General features: G+C 71.0%; 19 protein-coding genes and 1 pseudogene. 5 read left to right on the forward strand and 15 right to left on the reverse strand.

The annotated features are described in order from the left end of the window. Positions 1-79 precede the first annotated feature (79 nt). The gene (locus tag V5F48_RS01645; protein WP_394039424.1) at positions 80-892 is read right to left on the reverse strand and encodes a peptidyl-prolyl cis-trans isomerase; all 813 of its coding nucleotides are present in this window, start codon (positions 890-892) and stop codon (positions 80-82) included. Between the two features lie 446 nt (positions 893-1,338). On the opposite strand from V5F48_RS01645, the gene V5F48_RS01650 reads away from it, so the two are divergent. After that, a complete protein-coding gene (locus V5F48_RS01650; RefSeq protein WP_394039426.1) occupies positions 1,339-3,246 on the forward strand; it encodes a hypothetical protein in 1,908 nt (635 codons plus the stop codon). A gap of 30 nt (positions 3,247-3,276) precedes the next feature. Here V5F48_RS01650 and V5F48_RS01655 read toward each other — a convergent pair whose 3' ends face one another. Then, a complete protein-coding gene (locus tag V5F48_RS01655) occupies positions 3,277-3,588 on the reverse strand; it encodes a hypothetical protein (protein ID WP_394039506.1) in 312 nt (103 codons plus the stop codon). Between the two features lie 31 nt (positions 3,589-3,619). Between V5F48_RS01655 and V5F48_RS01660 the strand changes: the two are divergent. Then, positions 3,620-5,404 (forward strand): annotated as a pseudogene (locus V5F48_RS01660) (fused MFS/spermidine synthase); the annotation flags it as partial. 649 nt (positions 5,405-6,053) lie between these two features. Here the strand turns inward: V5F48_RS01660 and V5F48_RS01665 are convergent. The 12 genes from V5F48_RS01665 to V5F48_RS01720 form a co-directional block, all read right to left on the reverse strand. Further along, positions 6,054-6,539, reverse strand: a complete 486-nt coding sequence (locus V5F48_RS01665; RefSeq protein WP_394039428.1) for a copper resistance CopC family protein — start codon at positions 6,537-6,539, stop codon at positions 6,054-6,056. Between the two features lie 34 nt (positions 6,540-6,573). Continuing rightward, entirely contained in the window at positions 6,574-7,194 is a 621-nt protein-coding gene (locus tag V5F48_RS01670) for a TIGR02466 family protein (protein ID WP_394039430.1), read from the reverse strand. Positions 7,195-7,308: 114 nt separating this feature from the next. Then, a complete protein-coding gene (locus V5F48_RS01675) occupies positions 7,309-8,028 on the reverse strand; it encodes a hypothetical protein (RefSeq protein WP_394039432.1) in 720 nt (239 codons plus the stop codon). Between the two features lie 125 nt (positions 8,029-8,153). Next, positions 8,154-8,729 (reverse strand): type II secretion system protein GspM, encoded by a 576-nt coding sequence (gspM, locus tag V5F48_RS01680; RefSeq protein ID WP_394039434.1) that lies wholly within the window; start codon positions 8,727-8,729, stop codon positions 8,154-8,156. Then, positions 8,726-9,808: a PilN domain-containing protein gene (locus V5F48_RS01685; RefSeq protein ID WP_394039436.1), complete on the reverse strand. Its 1,083-nt coding sequence runs from the start codon at positions 9,806-9,808 to the stop codon at positions 8,726-8,728. Before V5F48_RS01685 ends, gspM begins: the two co-directional genes overlap by 4 nt. Further along, positions 9,805-10,749, reverse strand: a complete 945-nt coding sequence (locus V5F48_RS01690; protein WP_394039438.1) for a type II secretion system minor pseudopilin — start codon at positions 10,747-10,749, stop codon at positions 9,805-9,807. Before V5F48_RS01690 ends, V5F48_RS01685 begins: the two co-directional genes overlap by 4 nt. Continuing rightward, a complete protein-coding gene (locus V5F48_RS01695; RefSeq protein ID WP_394039440.1) occupies positions 10,746-11,450 on the reverse strand; it encodes a PulJ/GspJ family protein in 705 nt (234 codons plus the stop codon). Before V5F48_RS01695 ends, V5F48_RS01690 begins: the two co-directional genes overlap by 4 nt. Beyond that, on the reverse strand, positions 11,447-11,860 hold the full coding sequence (locus tag V5F48_RS01700) for a prepilin-type N-terminal cleavage/methylation domain-containing protein (RefSeq protein WP_394039442.1): 414 nt from the start codon (positions 11,858-11,860) through the stop codon (positions 11,447-11,449). The genes V5F48_RS01695 and V5F48_RS01700 overlap by 4 nt, the downstream gene beginning before the upstream one ends. Next, complete coding sequence (locus V5F48_RS01705) at positions 11,838-12,329, reverse strand: prepilin-type N-terminal cleavage/methylation domain-containing protein (protein ID WP_394039444.1); 492 nt, start codon at positions 12,327-12,329, stop codon at positions 11,838-11,840. The genes V5F48_RS01700 and V5F48_RS01705 overlap by 23 nt, the downstream gene beginning before the upstream one ends. Further along, complete coding sequence (gene gspG / locus V5F48_RS01710; RefSeq protein WP_394039446.1) at positions 12,326-12,796, reverse strand: type II secretion system major pseudopilin GspG; 471 nt, start codon at positions 12,794-12,796, stop codon at positions 12,326-12,328. Before gspG ends, V5F48_RS01705 begins: the two co-directional genes overlap by 4 nt. After that, on the reverse strand, positions 12,793-14,004 hold the full coding sequence (locus V5F48_RS01715; RefSeq protein WP_394039448.1) for a type II secretion system F family protein: 1,212 nt from the start codon (positions 14,002-14,004) through the stop codon (positions 12,793-12,795). Before V5F48_RS01715 ends, gspG begins: the two co-directional genes overlap by 4 nt. Next, positions 14,004-15,719 carry a GspE/PulE family protein gene (locus tag V5F48_RS01720; protein WP_394039499.1) on the reverse strand — a complete coding sequence of 572 codons (1,716 nt, stop codon included), beginning with the start codon at positions 15,717-15,719 and terminating at the stop codon, positions 14,004-14,006. Before V5F48_RS01720 ends, V5F48_RS01715 begins: the two co-directional genes overlap by 1 nt. A gap of 550 nt (positions 15,720-16,269) precedes the next feature. On the opposite strand from V5F48_RS01720, the gene gspD reads away from it, so the two are divergent. The 3 genes from gspD to V5F48_RS01735 are packed head-to-tail and all read left to right on the forward strand — an operon-like array spanning position 16,270 to position 19,678. After that, the gene (gene gspD / locus V5F48_RS01725) at positions 16,270-18,507 is read left to right on the forward strand and encodes a type II secretion system secretin GspD (protein ID WP_394039450.1); all 2,238 of its coding nucleotides are present in this window, start codon (positions 16,270-16,272) and stop codon (positions 18,505-18,507) included. An 8-nt stretch (positions 18,508-18,515) separates the two neighbouring features. Beyond that, positions 18,516-19,124: a prepilin peptidase gene (locus V5F48_RS01730; protein ID WP_394039452.1), complete on the forward strand. Its 609-nt coding sequence runs from the start codon at positions 18,516-18,518 to the stop codon at positions 19,122-19,124. A 20-nt stretch (positions 19,125-19,144) separates the two neighbouring features. Continuing rightward, positions 19,145-19,678: a tetratricopeptide repeat protein gene (locus V5F48_RS01735; RefSeq protein WP_394039454.1), complete on the forward strand. Its 534-nt coding sequence runs from the start codon at positions 19,145-19,147 to the stop codon at positions 19,676-19,678. A gap of 9 nt (positions 19,679-19,687) precedes the next feature. Here V5F48_RS01735 and V5F48_RS01740 read toward each other — a convergent pair whose 3' ends face one another. Continuing rightward, a complete protein-coding gene (locus V5F48_RS01740) occupies positions 19,688-20,569 on the reverse strand; it encodes an alpha/beta fold hydrolase (protein WP_394039456.1) in 882 nt (293 codons plus the stop codon). Between the last annotated feature and the right edge of the window lie 2 nt (positions 20,570-20,571).

Here is a 20,571-nt window from a genome sequence, read left to right on the forward strand (position 1 = left end):
CGGATGTTTGCCGATGCGCTCACGGCCGATGCGCACGCGGCCGTCGCGCTCATGGTTGACGCGCTCATGGCTGACGCGCTCATGGCTCGTCGCGCCGGATCACATAGGCCTTGCCCAGGTCGCGGGTGGCGGCGATGGCGAGAATGCGCCGCCGCTCGTCCTTCCACGCCTGCCCCACCTGGCCGCCCACCTCGTCGAGGTCCACCCGGCGACCGGGCACGAAAGTGTCGAGCCGCACCACGTGCCACCCCGTCGCGGAAGGCAGCACCTGCCACTCCCCCTTGGGGCCGGCGACGATCGCGTTCACGAACTCCTTGCCGAAGGACGGCTCCAGCGTCTGCCGCGGCCGCTGCGAGAAGATGAGGGCGCGCAATTGCACCTCCTCCGGCTCGGTGCCGGCCCGGATCTGCTCCAGCACCGCACGGCTCTGGGCCTCCGCGTCGGCCCCGGTGAAGGGCACGTCGATGAAGCTGACGAGATCGGGAATGTCGTAATTGGCGCGGCGCTTCTCGTACCAGGCGCTGAGTTCATCGGGGGTGGGCTCGGCCACGTCCACGCCGTTGAAGATGAGCAGGCGCATCTTGTGGGTGATGCGATCCCGGATCATCTCGTCGCCCTTGTCGAGCCCCTGCGCCAGTGCCTCGCGGAAGGTGATCTCGTTCAGCAGCCAGAGGTCGATGAGCTTGGCGAGTTCGTCGGCGCCCGGTTCGCGGCCTTCATGGGACGACTTGAAGGCGTCGACGATGGACTGGCGCACCGCAGGCGTGACTTCGATGAGCCGTTCCTTGCTCACCGAGGGCGTGGTGGCGGCGTGCACGGCAAAGATCAGCGCGCCCAGCACCATGAACTGGAGCAGCGGCTCGCGCACCAGGCGCCGAACGAAGCCCAGCACGCCCCCGCCGCCGGCTTTCGCGCCGCCCGTTTTCACGCCGTCCGCTGTCGCACCGTTTGCCGCGGCGCCCTTTGCATCGACCGCGCCCGCGGTCGGCTCCAAACCCGATGACGTCAAATCCCGTCTCCCGCACCGACCGCGCACGGATGCCGGCAAGCGCTCCGAACGCGTCGAGAACCGGATCCGCAGCGCGGCGAAGCCGGTTCTGGCTCAACACAGAAAAGATGGTTCCGACCAGACTGCGATGCCATCGGACCGGAACGTGCTCTAGCGAACCGGTGGTGTCGCGTTGATGACAGCGCGGTGCGTTTTCCGGTGGGTGCGACAATTCAGTTATTCGGCTCTCCTTTGCACCCGTCATCAAAGCTTCAGCAGGTAGTCACAGAACGACGATAGTAGAGCGCCAGCGGATTCTGGACGTCCGTCTCATTCAAAGGGGTTGGAGAATGAAGAGCGCGGTGCTGGCGCATCAACTGATTGCGGGGGCCTCGGTCCTTGCCGTAGCCGGTGGGATGGCTTTGTCCTCCACGCCGGCTTTCGCCGACAGCTACATGGCCGGCGATTTCCATAACCACACCCCGTGCTCGGACGGCCGCTCGTCGGTCGAGACCATGGTGAAGAAGGCGGTTCAGAGCTACGGCCTCGAATGGCTCGGCGCTGCCGACCACGGCGGATCGAGCCCGCGCGACTGCCGGGTGGACGATCCCGAGGGCGACGGCTCCACCACCGGCACCGGCAAGTTCTGGGACGTGGCGCCCGTGACCGCGGTCAAGGGCGATGTGGCCATGTCGCAGGGCCACCGCTCCATGTGGCGCTGGCAGAGCGCCGAGGAGATCATCTACCCCGAGCTCGCGCGCCTCGCGAAGGAGCTCAACAAGCCCATGCTCTATGCCGGCATCGAGACCAACGTGCCCGGCCACGAGCACACCTCGATGACCGTGATCGGCAACCAGAAGCCGCAGAACTTCGGCGGCAACACCGGCGATGCCGCCGGCGTGGCCGAATTCGAATACCGCTTCGACCGCTCGGACACGGATTTCAGCCTCGGCGCGCCGAACCACAACTGGACCGGCAAGGTGGCGAACGCCTCCGGCAGCGGCTCGGGCACGACCAACCACAAGAACAAGGCCGTTCCCAGCGTGCAGTGGCTGCAGAAATACTATCCGCTGGATAGCTATTATGTGCCCGCCCACCTGGAGCGCGCCGGCGTGTTCAACCCGAACGGCAACAACGGGTTCAACATCGAGCACCTCCGCGACTTCAACAATGCGGGTCCGACGGTCGCCGTCGGCTTCGAGAGCCAGCCGGGCCACCAGGCCTCCAACAATCGCGGCGAATATCGCGCCGGCTTCTGCGGCTCGGGCTGCGATTCGGTGGGCGTGACCACCTTCGGCGGCACCGGCATCTACGCCGCCAAGGTCGGCGGCGTGTGGGACGCGCTGCTGGGCGAAGGCCGCAACTGGTTCTTCTACGCCAGCTCCGACTGGCACAATCGCGGCGCCTTCAGCATCTATGAAGCCGGCTCGACCAACGACTTCTATCCCGGCGAATACCAGAAGCTGTTCCTGCCGCGCCCGGCCTCCGGCACCACCCTGCGCCCGAACGTGATCGTGGACGGCGTGCGCTCCGGCAACTCCTACTCGGTGCAGGGCGACCTGATCACCGGCGAGCTGAGCTACACTGCCCAGGTCATCGGTTATTCGCCGGCCGGCACCGCCAAGATGGGCCAGACGCTGGTGGTTCCGCGTGGCCGCTCGGTCAAGCTCACCCTCGAGGTGAACCAGCCGACCGGCACCAACCACTCGCCCTACAGCTTCAACAACCCGTCGCTGGCCCAGATCGGCGTTCAGGAGCCCCTGAACCGGCCGACCCTGCGCCAGGTGCAGTTCATCAAGGGCAACGTCTCCGGCGTCGTGGCCGCGGACAACGCCAACTACACCAACGGGACCAACACCACGGCCGCGCGTCTCGCCACCTTCGGCCCGAGCAACTGGACCGTGAGCGGCCAGAAGCGGACCATGGTGGTGACCATCTCGAACGTGCAGAACAACATGTACGTCCGCGCCCGCGGCAGCAACCTGCCGGCCTCCGTGCCGGCCGAGACCGACGCCCAGGGCAACCCCCTGAACGACTGGGATCCCGAGAACGCCGCCCAGGGTCCGTTCGTGCCCTGCACGGACGCCGCCTGCCCCTCGCACCTCGTGGTGCGCGACAACCAGAAGATCTCGAGCTACGACGTGGCCGGCTGGTCGGACCTGTGGTTCTACACGAACCCCATCTTCATCCGCGTCGCCGACCAGCCCAAGCTGCTGGTGGAGACCAACGGCGCCCTCGCCGTCTCCCTCAAGAAGTGAGGCTGAACCGGCGCGCTTCGGCCCGCCGGTTCATACCTGCCATTCGTACCGCGTAACGCCGGGGGCCTTCAGGGCCCCCGGTTCGCTTTTTCGGCCCTTCAGGTTCCCCATGTCCCAGTTCCCCATGTCCCACACCCAGGTGTCCCACTCCCCAGTCTCCTTGCCCGGCTCCCGAGCCCGCGCGGCCTTGAGCGCCGGGATTTCCGGCTCGTCGTCCAGCGCCTCATCGCCTGCTGCGGCATCGACTGTCGAGCCTCCCGGCTCCGCTTCGCCGGAGGTCGCTTCGCCGGAGGTCGCAAGGTCCGGAGCGCGTCGCATCGGCGTCATCACCGCCGTCGCCACGCTGTCGGGCTTCGCCGGGCTGGGATACGAGATCGTCTGGGCACGGATGCTCGCGGTAGCGCTCGGCCATGAAATCGTGGCGGTGCTCGGCGTGGTCTCCGCCCTGTTCGCGGGCCTTGCCCTCGGCAGCCTGCTGCTCGGCCGCCGCATCGCGCGCAGCCCCCGGCCCGCCGCATGGTATGCCGGCCTCGAATGCGTCATCGGCCTTTGGGCCCTCGCCCTCATCGTGCTCGCGCCACTGGCGGCGGAGCAGGTGCCGGCCCTGGTGCCGGTAGACGCGGACCCGCTGCGCCAATGGGCCGTCGCCTTCGGCCTGCCCTTCGTGCTGCTGCTGCCGGCGACGCTGGCCATGGGCGCCACCTTGCCGGCGCTGGAAGCCGTGCTCGTGCCCCTGCTGGCGGCACGCGGGGCGGTAGGGCGCGTCTATGCGGCCAATACGGCGGGCGCCGTGGCCGGCACCCTCGCCACCGCCTTCCTGCTCATTCCGGCGCTGGGCCTGTCGGCGACGCTGATGGCCTGCGCCGGGCTCAATTTCGCCTGCGCCGCCCTGCTCGCCGGAGCGGGGGGGAGACACGCTGCGCCCGTCACGGCAGCAGTGCCGCAAGCGACGGCTGTTCTGCGCGACTCTACTTTTCTAAGCACCAAAACAAGCCGCGCCCGTGGCCCGCTGATCGCCCTGTTCGTCACCGGCCTGCTCGGCATCGGCTACGAAGTGCTCACGGTGCGGGTGCTGAGCCAGATCCTCGAAAACACCATCTATACCTTCGCCATCCTTTTGGCCGCCTACCTCACCGGGACGGCGCTCGGTGCCGTGGCGCGCAACGCCATCGCCGCGCGCCACCCCGGCGCGGCCCTCACCCGCCCACTCGTGGCGGCCACCGCCCTCGCCTGCCTGCTCGGCGCGGCGCTTCTCGGCGTGTCGGACACGATACTGGCGATGCTGCGGGCGGCGCTTCCCGCAACCTTCGAAGGCCGCCTTTTCGCGGAGCTGGGCATCGCCGCGCTGGCCTTCCTGCCACCGACCATCGCCATGGGCGCCCTGTTCACCGAGTTGGCCCAGCGCGCCAGCGACCAGGCCGGCGGGGTCGGACCGGCGCTTGCCATCAACACGCTGGGCGCGGCGCTGGCGCCGATCCTGTTCGGCCCGCTGCTGCTGCCGCTGCTCGGCGCCAAGCTCGCCTTCGTGCTGATCGCCCTCGGCTATCTCCTCGTGCTGCCCGATCTGCGGCGTTTGTCCCTCATGGCGGCGGGCCTCATCGGCGCGGCCACGGCGGCGTTGGTGGTGGCGCCGCTCTCCCTGCGTTTTGTGCGCATTCCGCCCGGCGGCGAACTGGTGTGGCATCGCGATGGGGTGATGGCCGCGGTCAGCGTCATCGCCAACAGCGCCGGCGACCGGCACCTTCAGGTGAACAACCATTTCCGCATGGGCGGCAGCGCCTCCATGCGCTCGGACCACCGCCAGGCCCATATCCCCCTGCTGCTGCACCCGGCGCCCGAAAGCGCCCTGTTCCTCGGCCTCGGCACCGGGGCGACCCTGTCGGCGGCGGGCGAGCATCCCGGCCTCACGGCGGACGGGGTGGAGCTGGTGCCGGAGGTGGTGGAAACCTTCCCCCTGTTCGGCGCCTCGGCCGGCGAGATCGGCCACAACCCCTTGGTGCGGGTGCATGTGGCCGATGCCCGGCGCTTCGTGCGCGCGCCGGGCGGACGCTACGACGTGATCGTGGCCGACCTCTACCACCCCTCGGTGGACGGCTCGGGCGCGCTCTATGCGCGGGAGCATTTCGCCGCGATCCGCGACCGGCTCGCCGACGGCGGGTTGTTCGCCCAGTGGCTGCCCCTGCACCAGCTGGACCTGCCCACCCTGCGCATCATCGTGCGCACCTTCCTCGACACCTTCCCGGATGCGAGCGCCTATCTGGCCCAGTTCAGCGTGGAGACGCCCCTCATCGCGCTCATAGGGCGGCGCGAGCCCAAGGCCTATCCCGCCGATTGGGCGGCGCGGCGCATCACCGAGCCGGCACTGGCCGCAAGCCTCGCCGCCCTGGACATGAGCGGCGACCTTTCCCTGTTCGGCCTTTATCTGGCGGGCCGTCCCGAGCTTGCGGCCTTCGCCGGGCCGGGGCCGGTGAACACCGACGACCACCCCCTCGTCACCACGGACGCGCCGCGCGTCGCCTATGCCGGAACGGACACCCCCGCCGACCGGCTCGTCGCCCTCCTCGCCGCGCTAAACCCCGCGCCCGAGGCGGTGCTGGACGCATCGGATCCCGACGCCCGCACCCGCCTTGCCGCTTATTGGCGGGCGCGCGACGCCTATCTGGAAACGGGCGCGCAGACCCTCGCCGCACGCGGCCCGCGCGACCTCATCGGCACGCTGGCCCCGCGGCTCATCGAGATCGTGGGCATGAGCCCGGATTTCGAGCCGGCCTATGGGCCGGTGCTCGCCATGGCGCGGCAGGTCGCGGTCAGCGACCCGGCTGCGGCGCGGCGCCTCCTAGAAGCGCTCGATAGGGCGAACCCGGCCCGACCCGATGCACGCCGCCTTCTTGCGGCGCTGCCGCCGGGGGGGAGGTCGGCGCCGCGCCCGCCGCAGCCACGGTGAAGGGGATGGAGCCGCCGTCCGCGTGATGATGGCGGCGCAGGTAGCCGTTCCAGATCACCATGTATCGGCCGGGCGGCAGGGGCTGGGTGACGCGGAACGCGGTCTGGCGCACCTGTCCTGCGGGCCGCGCCCAGTCGGTGGGCCATTCGGCATTGTCCGGCCCCAGCACCCGCACCTCATGGAGCTCGAACTCGTCGGTGAAATCGATGGTCACCGCCGGCTCGACATCGCCCAGCACGTCGTTGGCATTGGGCACCGACTGGTCGAACGCGCACTGGGCGAGCGCCGGCGCGCAGCTGCCGGCGAGAAGGCCGGCGACAAGCGCGGCAAAGGCGGAGGCGGGGTACATCTGGCCAAAGCTCCTGGAAGGGGTGCCCGCCCGCTCACGCGAAGCGGATGGCGTAGCCGAAATTGTCGAGCCGATCGGGAATGGCGTTGAAGGCGATGGAGATGCGCCGCTCCCCCCGGTTGGCGGGCACCTCGTGCAGCAGGTAGCTTGGGAACATCACGAGATCGCCGGCGCAGGTCTCCGGCATGGCCCACTTGCCGCCGTTGAAGGCATTGACGCGGGCGTTGGGATTGCTGTTGCCGAACAGGAAGCCGGTGCCGCCGATGCTCTTGTGGAACACGATGTTGGCGGAGGGGTGCGCCTGCGTCAGATAGACCACGCCGGAGATGAAGCTGTTGGCATGGGTGTGGATGGCCTGATGGCCGCCGGGCTCCAGCACGTTCACCCAGATCTCCTTGATCTGCCAGGTCAGCACCTCGCCGAACAGCACCTCGCCGAATTCCGCCACCTTGGGCAGCACCAGCGCGCCCAGCCGCGCATGGAGCGCATTGGCCTCGGTGCCCCCCACGGGGGTGTGGGAGAGCAGGTCGGAATAGGCGTTGGTGAGGCTGGTGGCGTCCACCGCCTCGGCGGCCAGCGCCGCCACCGTCTCCGGTTCGAGCAATCCCGGCACCCGCATCACGGGGGTGGGAAACAATCCGATAAGCTGGCTCACGATGGCGCCCGTCCGGTCCGACAGAAAAGGGGAGACGGGGCGCACTTTCCCCGTGGGCCATGACCTGCCGATGACGGCGGATCAGCCCGGAGCCTCGGTTGGCTGCCCGTGGCCTCAATGGCTGGAATCGATATCCGACAGCGATGGCGCGGGCCGGTTCGGGGCGATGATATGCGCCGTGGGCCGCTCGCCGCCCGGACGCCCCGGGCGCGCCACCACGGACCCGCCGGCAGGCCCGCGCGTGGCCAGCGTCGCGCCGCCGCTCCCCGCGGCCGGCAGCGCCAGCACCACGCTGTTGCGGCCGTTCTGCAGCAGCGCGTCGCGCACGCTGACGGAACGCAGCACCCAGCCCTCGTGGGTCTCTCCGGTGCGCAGCCGCAGCACGGCGCTGCTCGCCGGATCGAGGAAGATGCCATAGGCATCGGACTGGCCCACCACGGTGCCGATGAGGGTCACGCGCGGCCGCGCCGACGCGACCGGCACCGGTGCGGTGGGCGCGGGCGGCGGCGGCGCCTCAACCGCAGGGGGCGGGCGCCGGGTGGGCGAGAAGATCGGTCGCGCGCGGGTGGCGTCGAGCCGGTCGAGCGGAAGCGACCACAGGGGATTGCCCCGCGGCGCCGCGGCCTGCGATCGGGCGCCTGCGGACCCATCGCCGCTTTCGGCCGCGCGGACCTGGACCGGGCCGGGCGGCGGGATGGGCGCATCAAGGTCGGACGCGCGCGCCAGCCCGGCGGGCGCCATCAGCACCGCCGCCCCGATGGCGAGGCGCAGAGCCCACTGGCCCAGGCCCACACGGCGGCGGGGCGAAGCCCACCCGTCATCGGCCCAGGACAAAATCCATCGGACAGCTCCCACGCCGGGCGCACCCCGGCGGCGGGGCAGGCTAGGCCCGAGCAGCGACCGGGCCTTCCGGCGGAAGACCTCCGGCGCAAGGGGAAAGGGGACCCGCGCGAACCCGCTCATGGCGCGCCCCGCCATTGGCCGTAGACGGTGAAGGTCACTTTCAGTGCCATGGGCTGCTGGCCGCCCCCGTCCGCCGTCCGCGCGCCCGAGGCCGGCGCCACGCTCTGGATCGCCAGCTGGTCCACGAACAGGAAAGGCTGGCCCGCCTCGATGTCGTAGAGCAGCTTCTGGAGCGCATCCTCGCCGATATCGAGGCTCGCGGCTACGGCGATGAAGCCCGGCCCGTAGGGCGTGCCCTGAAGCTCCGGCCGGGATGAGGTGAGGCGCCCGCCCGCCCGCTCCACGGCGGCGGCGATGCGCTGCATGAGCACGGCCCCGGCCACCGTCACCGTGGCCCCCTCCAGCACCGGCGCACCGGTCCACGGCTCGGCCCCGTCGCCGGGGCGCGGCGGCTTGCGGCCCTGCAGGCGGTCCAGTGCATCGGCGGCCTCGGCCACGGCGGCGCGCTTGTCCATGAGGTCGCCGATGGCGCTCCCCGCCACCGCAAGCAGCACCAGGACGAGCGCCAGATAGCCCTGCGCCGCGAACAGCGGTAGCCGGCGGGAGGGGACGACGGACGGCAGAAGGCTCATCGCATGGCCTCCATGGGCAGCAGGATGCGCGCGGAGATGTGGAAGCGCTCGCCAGCCTCCCCCGCCGCGCGGGTGGTGGGGGCGACGAAGGTGGCCTCGGCGAACTGGCGCGACTGCTCCAGCAGGCGGACCAGCGCCGCCGCCTCCCGCGACACCCCCGCCACTTCCACCTTGTCCCCCTCCATCTGCAGTTCGGTGACATAGGTGTCGTCGGGCAGCACCTGCGACAGCGCTTCCAGCACCAGCACGGTGGCCGGCGCCTCGCGCTTGCGCCGTTCGAGCGCAGCGAGCTGGCCCCCCGCCCCGCCCTGCCCGTCACGGGCCGCCACCATGGCGCGGCGCTGGGCGGCGATGCGCTGGGTGATGTCGTCCAGTTCGGCATCGAGGCTGCCGCCGACAAGGCCAGAGACGACGAGCGCCAGCAGGGCGGCCCCCGCCGCGCCCCCGAGCACCGCGAGCAGGACCCGCCGTACCCCCGCCACCCCCGAGGCCGCGCCGGATGCCGCATGGTCGAGCACGCGGATGGGCGCGCCCATGCCGTCGGGCTGCGTGGTGACGCGGATGGCGCCCGCGCCCTGCGCCTTCAGCCGGTCGATGAGGGGCGAAATGCGTGCCCGCGCGGTCGCGGCCACGGTGAGGGCGAGGCGGTCGTCCGGCGCGTCCTCAGGCGGGGTGAAGCCATAGGCCGCCTCGGCGGCGCTCCAGGGGGTCAGGCGGTCGATCTGCGAGCGCACGATGCCGTCGAGGAATGCGGCGGCGCCGCGCGGCAGCTCCAGCGGCCGGAACAGGAAGCGGCCGGAATCCAGCGCCAGTTCCACCTCGCGCCCCTTGAGCGCGGCTGCGACCTCCGGCAGAAGCGGGGCGGCCGCATGGTCCAGCCGGAACGCGGCCGTCCCGTCGGGCAGGGCCAGCGTGAACACCCCCGCCTCCCCCTCGACGACGCGCACCGCCGCCCCACGCGTGAGCCGGCCGCGCAGGTCCGCACCGAAGCCGGCGGCAAGGTCGATGAAGGCCGAGAAGGCGTCGAGAAGCCGCGCCAGCGAAAGGGAAGTGGGAGATAGCGTCGTCATCTGGGTCATGGCCTGCGCTCCCCCTTGGGACGCGACGGTGGTCGCTCGTCAGGGGTAAAATCCGCATCCTCGCGCCAGGCGAGGACCCGGTAGGGATCATCGCCGAAGTCACGCAGCAGGATCACCGCCTCCGCCGCCCGGTGGCGCCCGGTGTCGAAATCCATGCGCACGCGCACCCGCACCGCGTCGCTCGGCTCGCCGACGGTGCTCGGCAGAACCGCGGGCGGCGCGGCTTGCGCGCCCTCGCCGTCGCCCGCATCCGGCGGCGCCGCGCCGGGCACCGAAGCGCGCACGATCGGGTCCGCATCGGCCGCGTTGATCTCGCCGCGCCCGCTGAACACGGTGAGGTGCGGCAGCGCCCGTTCCACCAGCGCGGGCGGCAGGCCCACCACGCGCCAGATCTCCTCCACATGCACGAAGGGCGCGCCGCGCGGGCCGTAATCGAGGCCGGCGTCGCGATACAGCTCCGCCTCGCGGCCGCCGTCGCCGGAAGCCGGCGCACGGAAGCCGAGGATGCGATCGGCATGGTCCGCCGCGGCCTCGGGCTGCGCGCCCAGCGCCGAGAACAGCCCGGCGAGAAGCTCCTTCGGCGCGGCGTTGAGATCGATGCGCGCGGCCTCGCCCACGAAGGTGGCGCTCACGCTGGCCTTGCCCATGCGGAAGGCCACCTCGCCGCTGGACGGCCGCTTGTCCTTCGGCACCGCTATGAGGCGCAGGGCCGCGATCTCCACCGCCGCCGTGGCGAGGCCATGGGCAAGGACGCTGTCGTCCCGCACCGAGGCGGCGGTGGCGGTGCTGGAGATGTAGACCGCATAGACCGTGGCGAGGGTGGCGAGCGCGGCGAGGATCCACAGCACCGCCACCAGGATGAAGCCGTCGCGGCGCGCGGCGGCGGCAGGCGCGGGGCTGATGCCCGCAGGCGCGAGGGGGGGCGCGCGAAAGGCCGTCACTGCGCGTCTCCCTGGGAGCCATCGCCCTGACCGGCCCCGGCCGGGCGCGGCTTGGCGCAGACCGGCCGGGTCTCGTCGGTGACGCACACCGCCGGCAGCTCGGCGCGGATCACCACCGCGCTGGAGGCATCGAGGGCACGGCCGGTGCGGGCGTCGCGGAGCACCATGCGCACGGCGCGCGGCAGCGTATCCGCGTCGATCCAGCCGTCGCGCCATACGCCGTCACGCCCGGCATAGGAGAAGGAGACCCGGTAGGCCGGGCCCAGCAGCGGAACCGGCGCCCCGAACGGCGGCAGGCCGGCATCGGCCGGGCGCGGGGCGAAGGGTGCCGTGCTGCGCCCGAGACCGCCGGTCCCGACCTCCGCCCATTGCACGATTTCGAGCCCCGGCCGCGCATTGGGGCCGAGCGCCGTGCGCACGAACACCACCGACGAGGACGAGCCCCCGAACAGCGGGCGCTTGGCTGTGAGGCTGGCGGGCACGAATTCGGCGGCGGCAAGGTCGGCGGCCATGCGATCCACGGCGAGGGCGATGAGTTCGCTCGCCTCCACGCGGGACAGGCCCCGTTGCCAGTTGGGCAGCCATTTGCTCGTCACCATGGCCAGCGCCGAGAGCATGAGCCCGGTCAGCGTCAGCGCCACCAGCACCTCGATGAGGGAGAAGCCGGCCGTGGCGGCGCGCGGGGGGAAAGTCCGGCTCATTCGGCGGCCACCGGCACGAGGCGCACGGTCTCCAGCACCACCATGGCGCCGGAGGGGGCGCGCACCCGGATCACCACGTCGCGCGGCGCCCATTTCGCGCCCTCCGGCACGCCGGCCACGTCGAGGGGGCGCACATCCATGCGCCAGCGATGGCCGGCAATGTCGCCATCGGTGCGGCCGAGGGCCAGGGCGCTGCGGGCGGGAATGCCGGCTTCCACCGCCCCCGCGGTGGAGAGCAGGCCGGCACGGGCCTCCAGCGCCCGGACGCCGCGCGCGTTGGCACCCATGAGCTGCCCGATGGCAGCCAGCACCGCCGCCGCGACGGCCAGCGCCACCAGCACCTCCAGCAGGGTGAAGCCGGCGCGCCCAGACCCGCCGGCGAGGGCATCAGGACTTGAGGCGCGGGACAATCTCCACTCCTCCCGTCAGCCAGTTCACCCGCACCTCATATCCGGCGCCGTTGCGGGTGAGGGCGACCACCCCGCCGCACGACAGGCCCGAGGGCAAAAAGCCGATGCGCCCGCCCGCCGCGCGGCCGTTGCAGACATTCGGCAGCACCGCCGTCATGCGCACGTCGCCGGGAATGCGCACCTCTCGCGCCCCCTGCCGCGCTCCGGCACCGGAGCGGATGCGCCCTGCCGGGGCGTCCACCACCGTCGTCACCGGCATGCCGCTGCGCAGGGCGGCGGCGCGGTCCGCCTTCAAGAGCGCGGCGGTCTCCACCGCATAGGCCTGGAGCCGCTGGCGCGAGGTGCCCAGCGGCAAGCGCGGCAAGGCAAGCGCCGCCAGCGCCGCGACGATGGCCAGTGCGCACACCACCTCCAGCAGGCTGAAGCCCGCCTGCCCCGCGCGGGCGGAGAGGGTGCGCGCGGGCCTCACTTGGACCAGCTCGTGATATCGGCGGCGGTGCCGGTGCCGCCCTGCTGCCCGTCCGAGCCGAGGGAGACGATGTCGTAGGCGCCGTGCTCGCCCGGCGCGCGATAGGCATAGGGCTTGCCCCAGGGGTCCGACGGCAGGGTGCCGCCCTTCAGGTACGGCCCGTTCCAGGTCGCCGCGCCGGGGGCGCGCTGGACCAAAGCGGCGAGCCCTTCCGAGGTGGAGGGATAGCGGCCGGTGTCGAGATAGAACAGGTCGAGGGCGCTGGAGAAGCCCTGGATCTGGATCTTCGCGGTCTTCACTTTGCTGTCGCCGAGATAGCCGAGCACGCGCGGCCCCACCAGGGCGACGATGAGGCCGATGATGGTGATGACCACCAGCAGCTCCACGAGGGTGTAGCCGCCCTCGGCTTCGCGGCGGCGGCGGAGGTGGGGGGCACGGGCCGGAAGAAGAATAGTCACGCGGTTCATCCGATGCTTTGGCTGACCGACAAAAGCGCGGTCATGACGGAAACGATCAGGCCGCCGACGACGACGCTGATGGTGACGATGGCGGCGGGCCCGATGATGGCGACCACCTTCGCGAGCGAGCGCTGGAGCTTTTCCTCGTAGAAATCGGCGATGCGGCCCGACAGCATGGCGAGCTGTCCGGTCTCCTCGCCGAGGCGCAGCATGCGCACCGCCATGGGCGGCAGCGCCGCGCCGGCGGCCACCGCATCCGAGAGCCGCGCGCCCTGGCGCACCTTGTCGGAGGTGGCGGCCCAGACGGAAGCGTCATCCCCTGCCGCCATCACCTCCACGATGATGCGCAGCGCCTGGGTGAGGGTGACGCCATTGCCCAGCAGGATGGAGAGGTTGCGGCAGAACACCGCCGAGCGGCGGAAGGTGAGGATGGTGCTGACCAGCGGCAGCCGCGCCAGCGTGCCCATCACGGCGGTGCGCGTCGCCGGCCGGCGCAGCACCAGCCATGCGAGGGCCACCAGGACGCACGCCCCGGCCCCCAGCGCGGCGCCGTGGGCCTGGGCGAGGTCCGACAGGTTCAGCAGCATCTCCACGGCGGGATCGAGCTTGGCGCCCATGTCGCGCAGCACGGTGGAAAATTGCGGCAGCACGAACAACAGGAAGAACACCAGCACGCCTCCCGCCGCCACCAGCACGAAGGCGGGATATTGCAGCGCCTCCATCAGCTTGCGCCGCAGCTGCTCGGCCCGCGCGCGCTCCTGGGCGAGCAGGTCGAGGATGCGGTCCATGGTGCCGGAAGCCTCCCCAACCCGCACCAGCGCCACATAGACCGGCGGGAACAGCTTGGGCTCTCCCGCCGCCGCCTCGGCGAAGCTCTGGCCGGCGAGCACATCGGCGCGCAGCTTGCGCACCACAGAGCGCATGCGGCCAAGGTCGGCGTCGCCGGACAGAAGCTCCAGCGCCTCGTCGAGCCGCGCGCCGGCCTTCAGCAGCAGGGCGAGGTCGCGGGTGAAGAGGGTGACATCCTCCGCCTTCGGCGCGCCCAGCGACAGGCCGAACCGCCCGCCCTCGCTTTTGGCCCGGGCCGGGGCGGTCTCCACCGGCATGAGGCCGAGGAATTCGATGCGCCGGCGCACCTCCGCCTCGGTGGGCGCGGTGATCTCGCCGCTGACGATCTGGCCGGCCTGGGTGAGGGCCCGATAGGTGAAGGTTGCCATCAGCGCACGGTGGTCACGCGCAGCACCTCGGCCGGCGAGGTGATGCCGGCCCGGCACTTGAGGATGCCGTCGTCGAGCATGGTGGTCATGCCGCCGGCGATGGCCGCCTTGTCCACGGCGCTGGCGCCGGCGTGGCGGTCGATCATCTCGCGGATCTCATCCGAGAGGGTCAGGATCTCGAACACCCCCACCCGCCCGCGATAGCCCGCCCCGCCGCAGCGCTCGCAACCCTTGGGCTCGTAGATGGTCTCGCCCGCCTTGAAGCCCAGCGCCGAGAAGCGCGGATCATCGGCCACATCCGTCGCGGATAGCATGCGCGGGCGCTTGCAGCGGTCGCAGAGCTGGCGCACCAGCCTTTGGGCGATCACCGCCCGCAATGTGGACTTCAAGAGGAAGCCCTCCACCCCGAGATCCAGCAGGCGCGGCACCGAGGCCGCCGCCGTGTCGGTGTGGAGGGTGGTGAGCACCAAGTGGCCGGTCAGCGCCGCGTGGACCGCGATGTGGGCGGTCTCCGGATCGCGCACCTCGCCCACCATGATCACGTCCGGGTCGTGGCGCAGGAACGAGCGCAGGGCAGCGGCGAAGGTGAGCCCGATGGAAGGCTTCACCTGCGATTGGTAGACGCCCTTGATCTCATATTCCACCGGGTCCTCGATGGTGAGGATCTTGCGCGTGGGCTCATTGAGTATGGAGAGGATGGTGGCAAGCGTCGTGGTCTTGCCCGATCCGGTGGGGCCGGTGACAACCACCATGCCGTGGGGCAGCGCCAGCAGCCGCTTGAGGATTTCGGCATCGCCCGGCGACAGGCCGAGCTTGTCCATGTTCAGGAGGCCGCGGTCGCGGGGGAGAAGGCGGATCACCGCCGCCTCGCCGTGCTGGGTGGGCATGAGCGCCACGCGCACGTCGATCTCCGAGCGGCCGAGCTTGAGGCGCGCCGCGCCGTCCTGGGGCAGGCGGCGCTCGGCGATGTCGAGGCCGGCAAGGATCTTGATGCGGGAAATCACCGCCTGGGGCAGCACGTCGGCGGGCGCGGGCACCACCCGCAGCAGGCCGTCGATGCGCATGCGCACCTCGATGGTCCCCCGGAACGGGCCGATATGGATGTCGCTGGCGCGCAACTCCATGGCCTTTTCCAAGAGGTCGTTGACGGCGCGCACCACCGGCGCGCCGGAGGCCAGATCGCGCAGGCTGTCGATATCGTCGTCGGCCCGTGCGCTGCCGGCCTCCGTGATCCCGGCTGCCGGCGCCTCATCCCCGCCGAGCCGCTCGGTGAGCACGGTGGCGATGTCCTCGAAGGAGGCGACCACCAGCGCCACCTTTTCGCCCAGCGCGATCTCGGCCGCGCGCCGCACCGCCATGTCGGTGGGATCGCCCACCGCAAGGCGAACCGCCCCATCGGCTCCGCGATAGGGCAGCGCCGTCATCTCGCGCAGGAAGCGCGGCGAGAAGTGTGACACCAGCGCAGATGCCGCCATCAGCTCGGGCAGGCTCGCGCGCGGCAGGTGATAGAAGCTGGCCACCGCGTCGGCGAAATCGCCGGCGGCAAGCTCGGTGGATTCCCACAGCTTGCGCAGGGATTTTGTGCCCTCCGACCCGGCCTGCGCGGGAGAGTGCGCGCCGGCGGGAGCCCCCTCATCCAGACGCGCGGACACGGCGTCACGCGCGGACCCGGCGTCGCCCGGCCGCAGCAGCCCGCATCGCGCCAGATAGCCCATGAAATCGCCGACGAATTCGCCCGCGCCGTCGGCCGTCATCCCCGTCCCCGTCGCCCGAACGGCGCGCCGCCCCGTCCCGGCTCACCCGTCTTGGCTCGCCCGTCGCGCCTCACCTTGATCCATGCCGCCGGCCAAGATTCCCGCCGGGCAGGATCCATGCCGCCGGGCAGGGCCTGACCAAAGCCCGCGCGCGGTGCCATGAAGGGCTCCCTGATCAGCTCCCTGATCAAGCATGACAAAGCCATCCGGCCCGAACGCGCGCTCGTCGGCGGCCGCATCATCGTGTCACCCCATGAAGGTTTCGCGGCGACTTCATGACAGTCCCGCAACAGTCCCGTCCCGCACCCCGTGCAGGGCCAGTCATTCCACAACTTTGGGTGACCCTAATATTTCTGTCATACGGCATCGATACTAGGTGTGGTCCGTCCGGAGATCGGGGCCATCCTCCTCGAACGGCAGATGGGTTCTATCGAGGCATCGGGTGGAAGTGCGGAATGATCGGCCAAACCGGTTCGGCTCCCGACCGGGCACCCTGCTTTTGGCGTGCGCGATGCTCATCGCTACGGCGCTGGCCGCGTGTTCGCTGGTGCCGGACGACGTCAAGCCACCGAGCGTGATGGACCAGGTCCGGGCCATCGATCTGCTGCCGCGCGAGACCAAGCCCGTACCCGGCCCGCAGGACATTCCCGACGACCGCAGGGCCATCGAGTATTTCGGCTCAAGCACCGCGGCGCCGGTCTCCGACCGCTCCGAGGTGGGGGTGGCCGGCCGCGGCGGCGTGAGCGGCGGCGCCGACGGCTATGACCTCAACTTCGACAACACTCCGGTGACCAGCGTCGCCAAGGTGGTGCTCGGCGATATCCTCGGCGTGGGCTACGTCATCGACCCGCGGGTGCAGGGCACGGTCACCCTCGCCTCGGCCCGGCCGGTGCCGAAAACCGAACTGCTCTACGTGCTCGAGACCGCGCTGAAGACCAACAACGTCGCCCTGGTCCGCGAGGCCTCCGGCTATCGGCTCGTGCCGCTCACCGAAGCGGCGGGCGGCGGCAATGCCGATGTGGGCACGTCGCGGCCGGAGCCGGGCTACGGCCTCTCCGTGGTGCCGCTGCGCTATGTCTCGGCCGAGGCGCTGATGCCGCTGCTCGACAGCTTCGCCACCAGGGCGGGGGCGGTGCGCGCCGATCCCGGCCGCAACCTGCTCATCATCCAGGGCACCGGGGCGGAGCGGCAGTCGGCCATCAACACCGTCCTCTCCTTTGACGCCGACTGGATGCGCGGCCAGTCCGTGGGCGTCTATCCGGTCCGCAACAGCACGCCCGAGCCGCTGATCTCCGAGCTGGAGAGCATCATGGACGCGGGCGAGAGCGGGCTCAGCCACAAGATGGTGAAGTTCCAGGCCGTCAACCGCCTCAACGCCATCATGGTGGTGGCGAAGAAGCCGGAGCTGCTGCAGACCGCCGCCACCTGGATCAGCCGCCTCGACCGCTCCGACACCACGGCGGGGGTGCGCGTCTATCGCCTGCGCTATGGCGACGCCAAGCAGATGGCCAAGGTGCTCAACGAATTGTTCGTGGGCGGATCGTCCAGCGGCCTCGACCAGGCCGCGAGCCAGATCGCGCCCGGCTCCGGCGCCTCCGTCTCCTCCGGCGGCGGGTCCGACGGCAACGGATCGGGGTCCGGCTCGGGCCTCACGGTGCAGCAGCGGCTGGGCCAGTCCCCGCCCAAGCAGGACACGGGCGGCAAGACCACCGCCGTCGACAGCGAAGGCGCGCCGCTGGGCGGGATGGGCGGCGGCGGGGGCGGAGGTGGAGGCGGCGCGCTGCTGCCCGGCATCCGCATCACCGCCGACGCGGTGAACAACTCGCTGCTGATCTTCGCCAGCCAGGAGAACTACCGCATCATCGAGCGCACGCTGATGCAGCTCGACCAGCCGCAATTGCAGGTGGCCATCGAAGCCACCGTGGCCGAGGTGACGCTGAACGACACGCTCGCCTACGGCGTGCAATTCTATCTCACCAGCAAGGACCTCGGCCTCGGCACCAATAAGGGCTCGGTGCTCAACACCCTGTCCGGCGACATCACCGACCAGGCCATCAACCGCGTGCTGCCGGGCTTCAACCTGCTCATCGGCAAGGAGAACCAGCCCCGCGCCATCCTCGATGCCCTGCACACGGTCACCGACGTGAAGGTGCTCTCCAATCCCTCCGTCGTGGTGGTGGACAACCAGAAGGCAACGCTGCAGGTGGGCGACGAGGTCCCGGTCTCCACCGGCAGCGCCACCGTGCTCTCGTCCTCCAACACGGTGGTCAACACCATCGAGTACAAGAACACCGGCATCATCCTGCATGTGGTGCCGCGGGTGAACGTGAACGGGCAGGTCCGCCTCGAGATCGAGCAGGAGATCAGCAACGTCACCCAGTCCGATCCCACCACCGGCGGGACCAGCAGCAACTCCAGCGGGCTCACGCCCACCGTCTCCCAGCGCAAGGTGAAGAGCGTCATCGCGGTGACCAGCGGGCAGACCGTGCTGCTCGCCGGCCTCATCAGCGAGCGCCACAACGGCGTGCGGCAGGGCGTGCCCATCCTCGACCAGATCCCCGGCGTGGGCGACGCCTTCGCCCACACCACCGGCACCGTGAAGCGCACCGAGCTGATCATCTTCATCCGCCCCCAGATCATCCGCGACAATGTGGATGCGCACACGGTGGCGGAGGAATTGCGCGCCAAGCTGCGCGGCACCGTCACCACCCTGCCCGGCGGCCCGCAGTCGCCGTTCGGCGCAAGGTGAGGCGGCCCATGCCCCTGTCTTCCCCCACCCGCCGGTCTTCCCCCGCCCGCCTGCGCGCCACCGGCGGCCTTGCCGGCAAGGCGGCCATGGCGGCGGCGGTGACGGCGGCCATGGCGGTGAGCGTTGCGGTGGAGCCGTCCATCGGCGGCGTGCTGGCAGCGGCGCTGGTGCCGGTGCTCGCCGCCATCGCCGTCATCGACGGGCGGCACTTCATCATCCCCGATTCCTTGAACGCGCTGGGCGCCCTCCTCGGCCTCGCCGCTGCCGCCACGATGCCGGAGCCGGTGGAGGGCCTCATCTGCGCGCTCCTCGGCGGCGCGGGGCTGGCTTTCGTGTTCCTGGCGATCCGCGTCGGCTATCGCGCGCTGCGCGGCCGCGACGGGCTGGGGCTCGGCGACGTGAAGCTCGCGGCGGTGGCCGGGGCCTGGCTCAGCGTCACGGCCATGCCGGTGGCGGTGGAGGTCGCCGCGCTTGCGGGGCTCACGGCCTATGGCGTCCATCGCCTCGCGTCCGGCGGCGCCCCGCGCGTGCGGGACCGGCTGCCGTTCGGACTGTTCTTCGCGCCGGCCATCTGGATCGGCTGGCTCTTCGACCGCTGGGCGGCCGGGCTGATGTGAGGGGGGATCGGGAGGCGCCAATGAAGCTGACGGGTCCCCTTATCCCGCGCCGGACGCTGGCCGCGCTCCTCGTCGCGGTCGCCCTCGGCCTGCCGGCGGCGCCCGCCGCCGCGGGCCCGCCATCTACCACCCACGCCTTCGCGCTCTATGGGCGGGGCGACTATGAGGCCGCCGCCGCCGAACTGACGCCGCTGGCGTGGGCCGGCGACCCCCGCGCCCAGGGCCTGCTCGGATTCCTCTATGAATACGGCAAGGGCGTGCCGCAGAATTATGTGGCGGCGGCCAGCTGGTACGCCTGCGCGGCAGAACAGGGCGAGGCCACGGCGCAATATCTGCTGGGCCTGCTCTACGACAAGGGCCACGGCGTACCGCGCGACGTGGTGCTGTCGCAGAAGTGGCTCATCCTCGCCACCGCCGGGGCATCCAGGCGCGAGCGGGATGTCTATACCCGGCTGCGCAATGCGGTGGCCACCAAGATGAGCCCGGCCCAGCTTGCGGTGGCCCAGCGCCTCGCCATCGAATGGGCGCCGGTGCCGCGCCTGCCGGCGCAGTAGGCCCACCCCCTAAAGCCCGCCGAACCACGCGCCGAAATAGCCGGCGTAAAGCTCCGGCGCCTCCAGGTTCAGCGAATGGCCGATGCCCGGCACCGCGACGAGGCGGCAGTCGGGCATCACCGCGGCCATCTCCTTCAGGTCCCGCTCGGGGATCACGCCGTCATACATGCCCCAGACCACCAGATGGGGATGGGGGATGGAGCCCATGCGCGCCTTCAGCGCGCCGCTCTCCGCCTCCTTGGTCAGCGTGTCCGGCGTGCCGAACCAGATGCCGTCGGACACCGCGAACGTCTGGTCCACGATGCGCTCGAACAGGCCGGCGCGCGCGCCCACGTCCGGCTTGAAGCGGGCGGGTCCCTGGGCGAGGCTTGCCGGCTCGAACAGGCTCATGGCGGTGGCCGCCATGACCTGCCGGGTCAGTTCCTTGCTCGCCTTCATCTGGCCGAAGAAGGCCGCCTGCTCGGGGCGGAAGGCAAGGCCCTGCGGCCCCACCGGGGAGAGGGAGAACACCCGGCCGAAGCGCTCCGGCTGCTTCAGGATCATCCGGGTGGAGATGATGCCCCCCGTGGAGTGGGTGGCCAGATGGCAGAAGGCGACACCGAGCGCGTCCAGCGCCGCCAGCATGTCGTCGGCATGCTGGGCGATGGAATAGTTGGAGAAGTCGGCCAGCGGGGCCGGCTTGTCGCTGTCCCCGCAGCCGCGCCAGTCGATGGCGATGGTGCGCACCCCGCGCGGGAAGTGGGGCGCGGCCAGCTCGATCCAGTCCTTGCTGGCGAGGTTGCCGTGGATGAAGAGGACGATTGTGTCGCCCTCCCCCCATTCGCGCCAGGCGAGGGATACCTCGCCCGCTTGAACCTTGAGAGAGACCTCGCCGGCTTTCAGCATGGGCATGG

It is taken from the genome of Xanthobacter autotrophicus ATCC 700552 (genome assembly GCF_043194565.1).
Lineage (GTDB): Bacteria > Pseudomonadota > Alphaproteobacteria > Rhizobiales > Xanthobacteraceae > Xanthobacter > Xanthobacter autotrophicus_F.

Coding starts and splice junctions, on each gene's coding strand:
- V5F48_RS01650 (WP_394039426.1), top strand. CDS start 1,339: ATGAAGAGCGCGGTGCTGGCGCATCAACTGATTGCGGGGGCCTCGGTC.
- V5F48_RS01665 (WP_394039428.1), bottom strand. CDS start 6,539: ATGTACCCCGCCTCCGCCTTTGCCGCGCTTGTCGCCGGCCTTCTCGCC.
- gspM (WP_394039434.1), bottom strand. CDS start 8,729: ATGAGCCTTCTGCCGTCCGTCGTCCCCTCCCGCCGGCTACCGCTGTTC.
- V5F48_RS01685 (WP_394039436.1), bottom strand. CDS start 9,808: ATGACCCAGATGACGACGCTATCTCCCACTTCCCTTTCGCTGGCGCGG.
- V5F48_RS01695 (WP_394039440.1), bottom strand. CDS start 11,450: ATGAGCCGGACTTTCCCCCCGCGCGCCGCCACGGCCGGCTTCTCCCTC.
- gspG (WP_394039446.1), bottom strand. CDS start 12,796: ATGAACCGCGTGACTATTCTTCTTCCGGCCCGTGCCCCCCACCTCCGC.
- V5F48_RS01715 (WP_394039448.1), bottom strand. CDS start 14,004: ATGGCAACCTTCACCTATCGGGCCCTCACCCAGGCCGGCCAGATCGTC.
- V5F48_RS01720 (WP_394039499.1), bottom strand. CDS start 15,719: ATGGGCTATCTGGCGCGATGCGGGCTGCTGCGGCCGGGCGACGCCGGG.
- gspD (WP_394039450.1), top strand. CDS start 16,270: ATGCTCATCGCTACGGCGCTGGCCGCGTGTTCGCTGGTGCCGGACGAC.
- V5F48_RS01730 (WP_394039452.1), top strand. CDS start 18,516: ATGCCCCTGTCTTCCCCCACCCGCCGGTCTTCCCCCGCCCGCCTGCGC.
- V5F48_RS01735 (WP_394039454.1), top strand. CDS start 19,145: ATGAAGCTGACGGGTCCCCTTATCCCGCGCCGGACGCTGGCCGCGCTC.
- V5F48_RS01740 (WP_394039456.1), bottom strand. CDS start 20,569: ATGCCCATGCTGAAAGCCGGCGAGGTCTCTCTCAAGGTTCAAGCGGGC.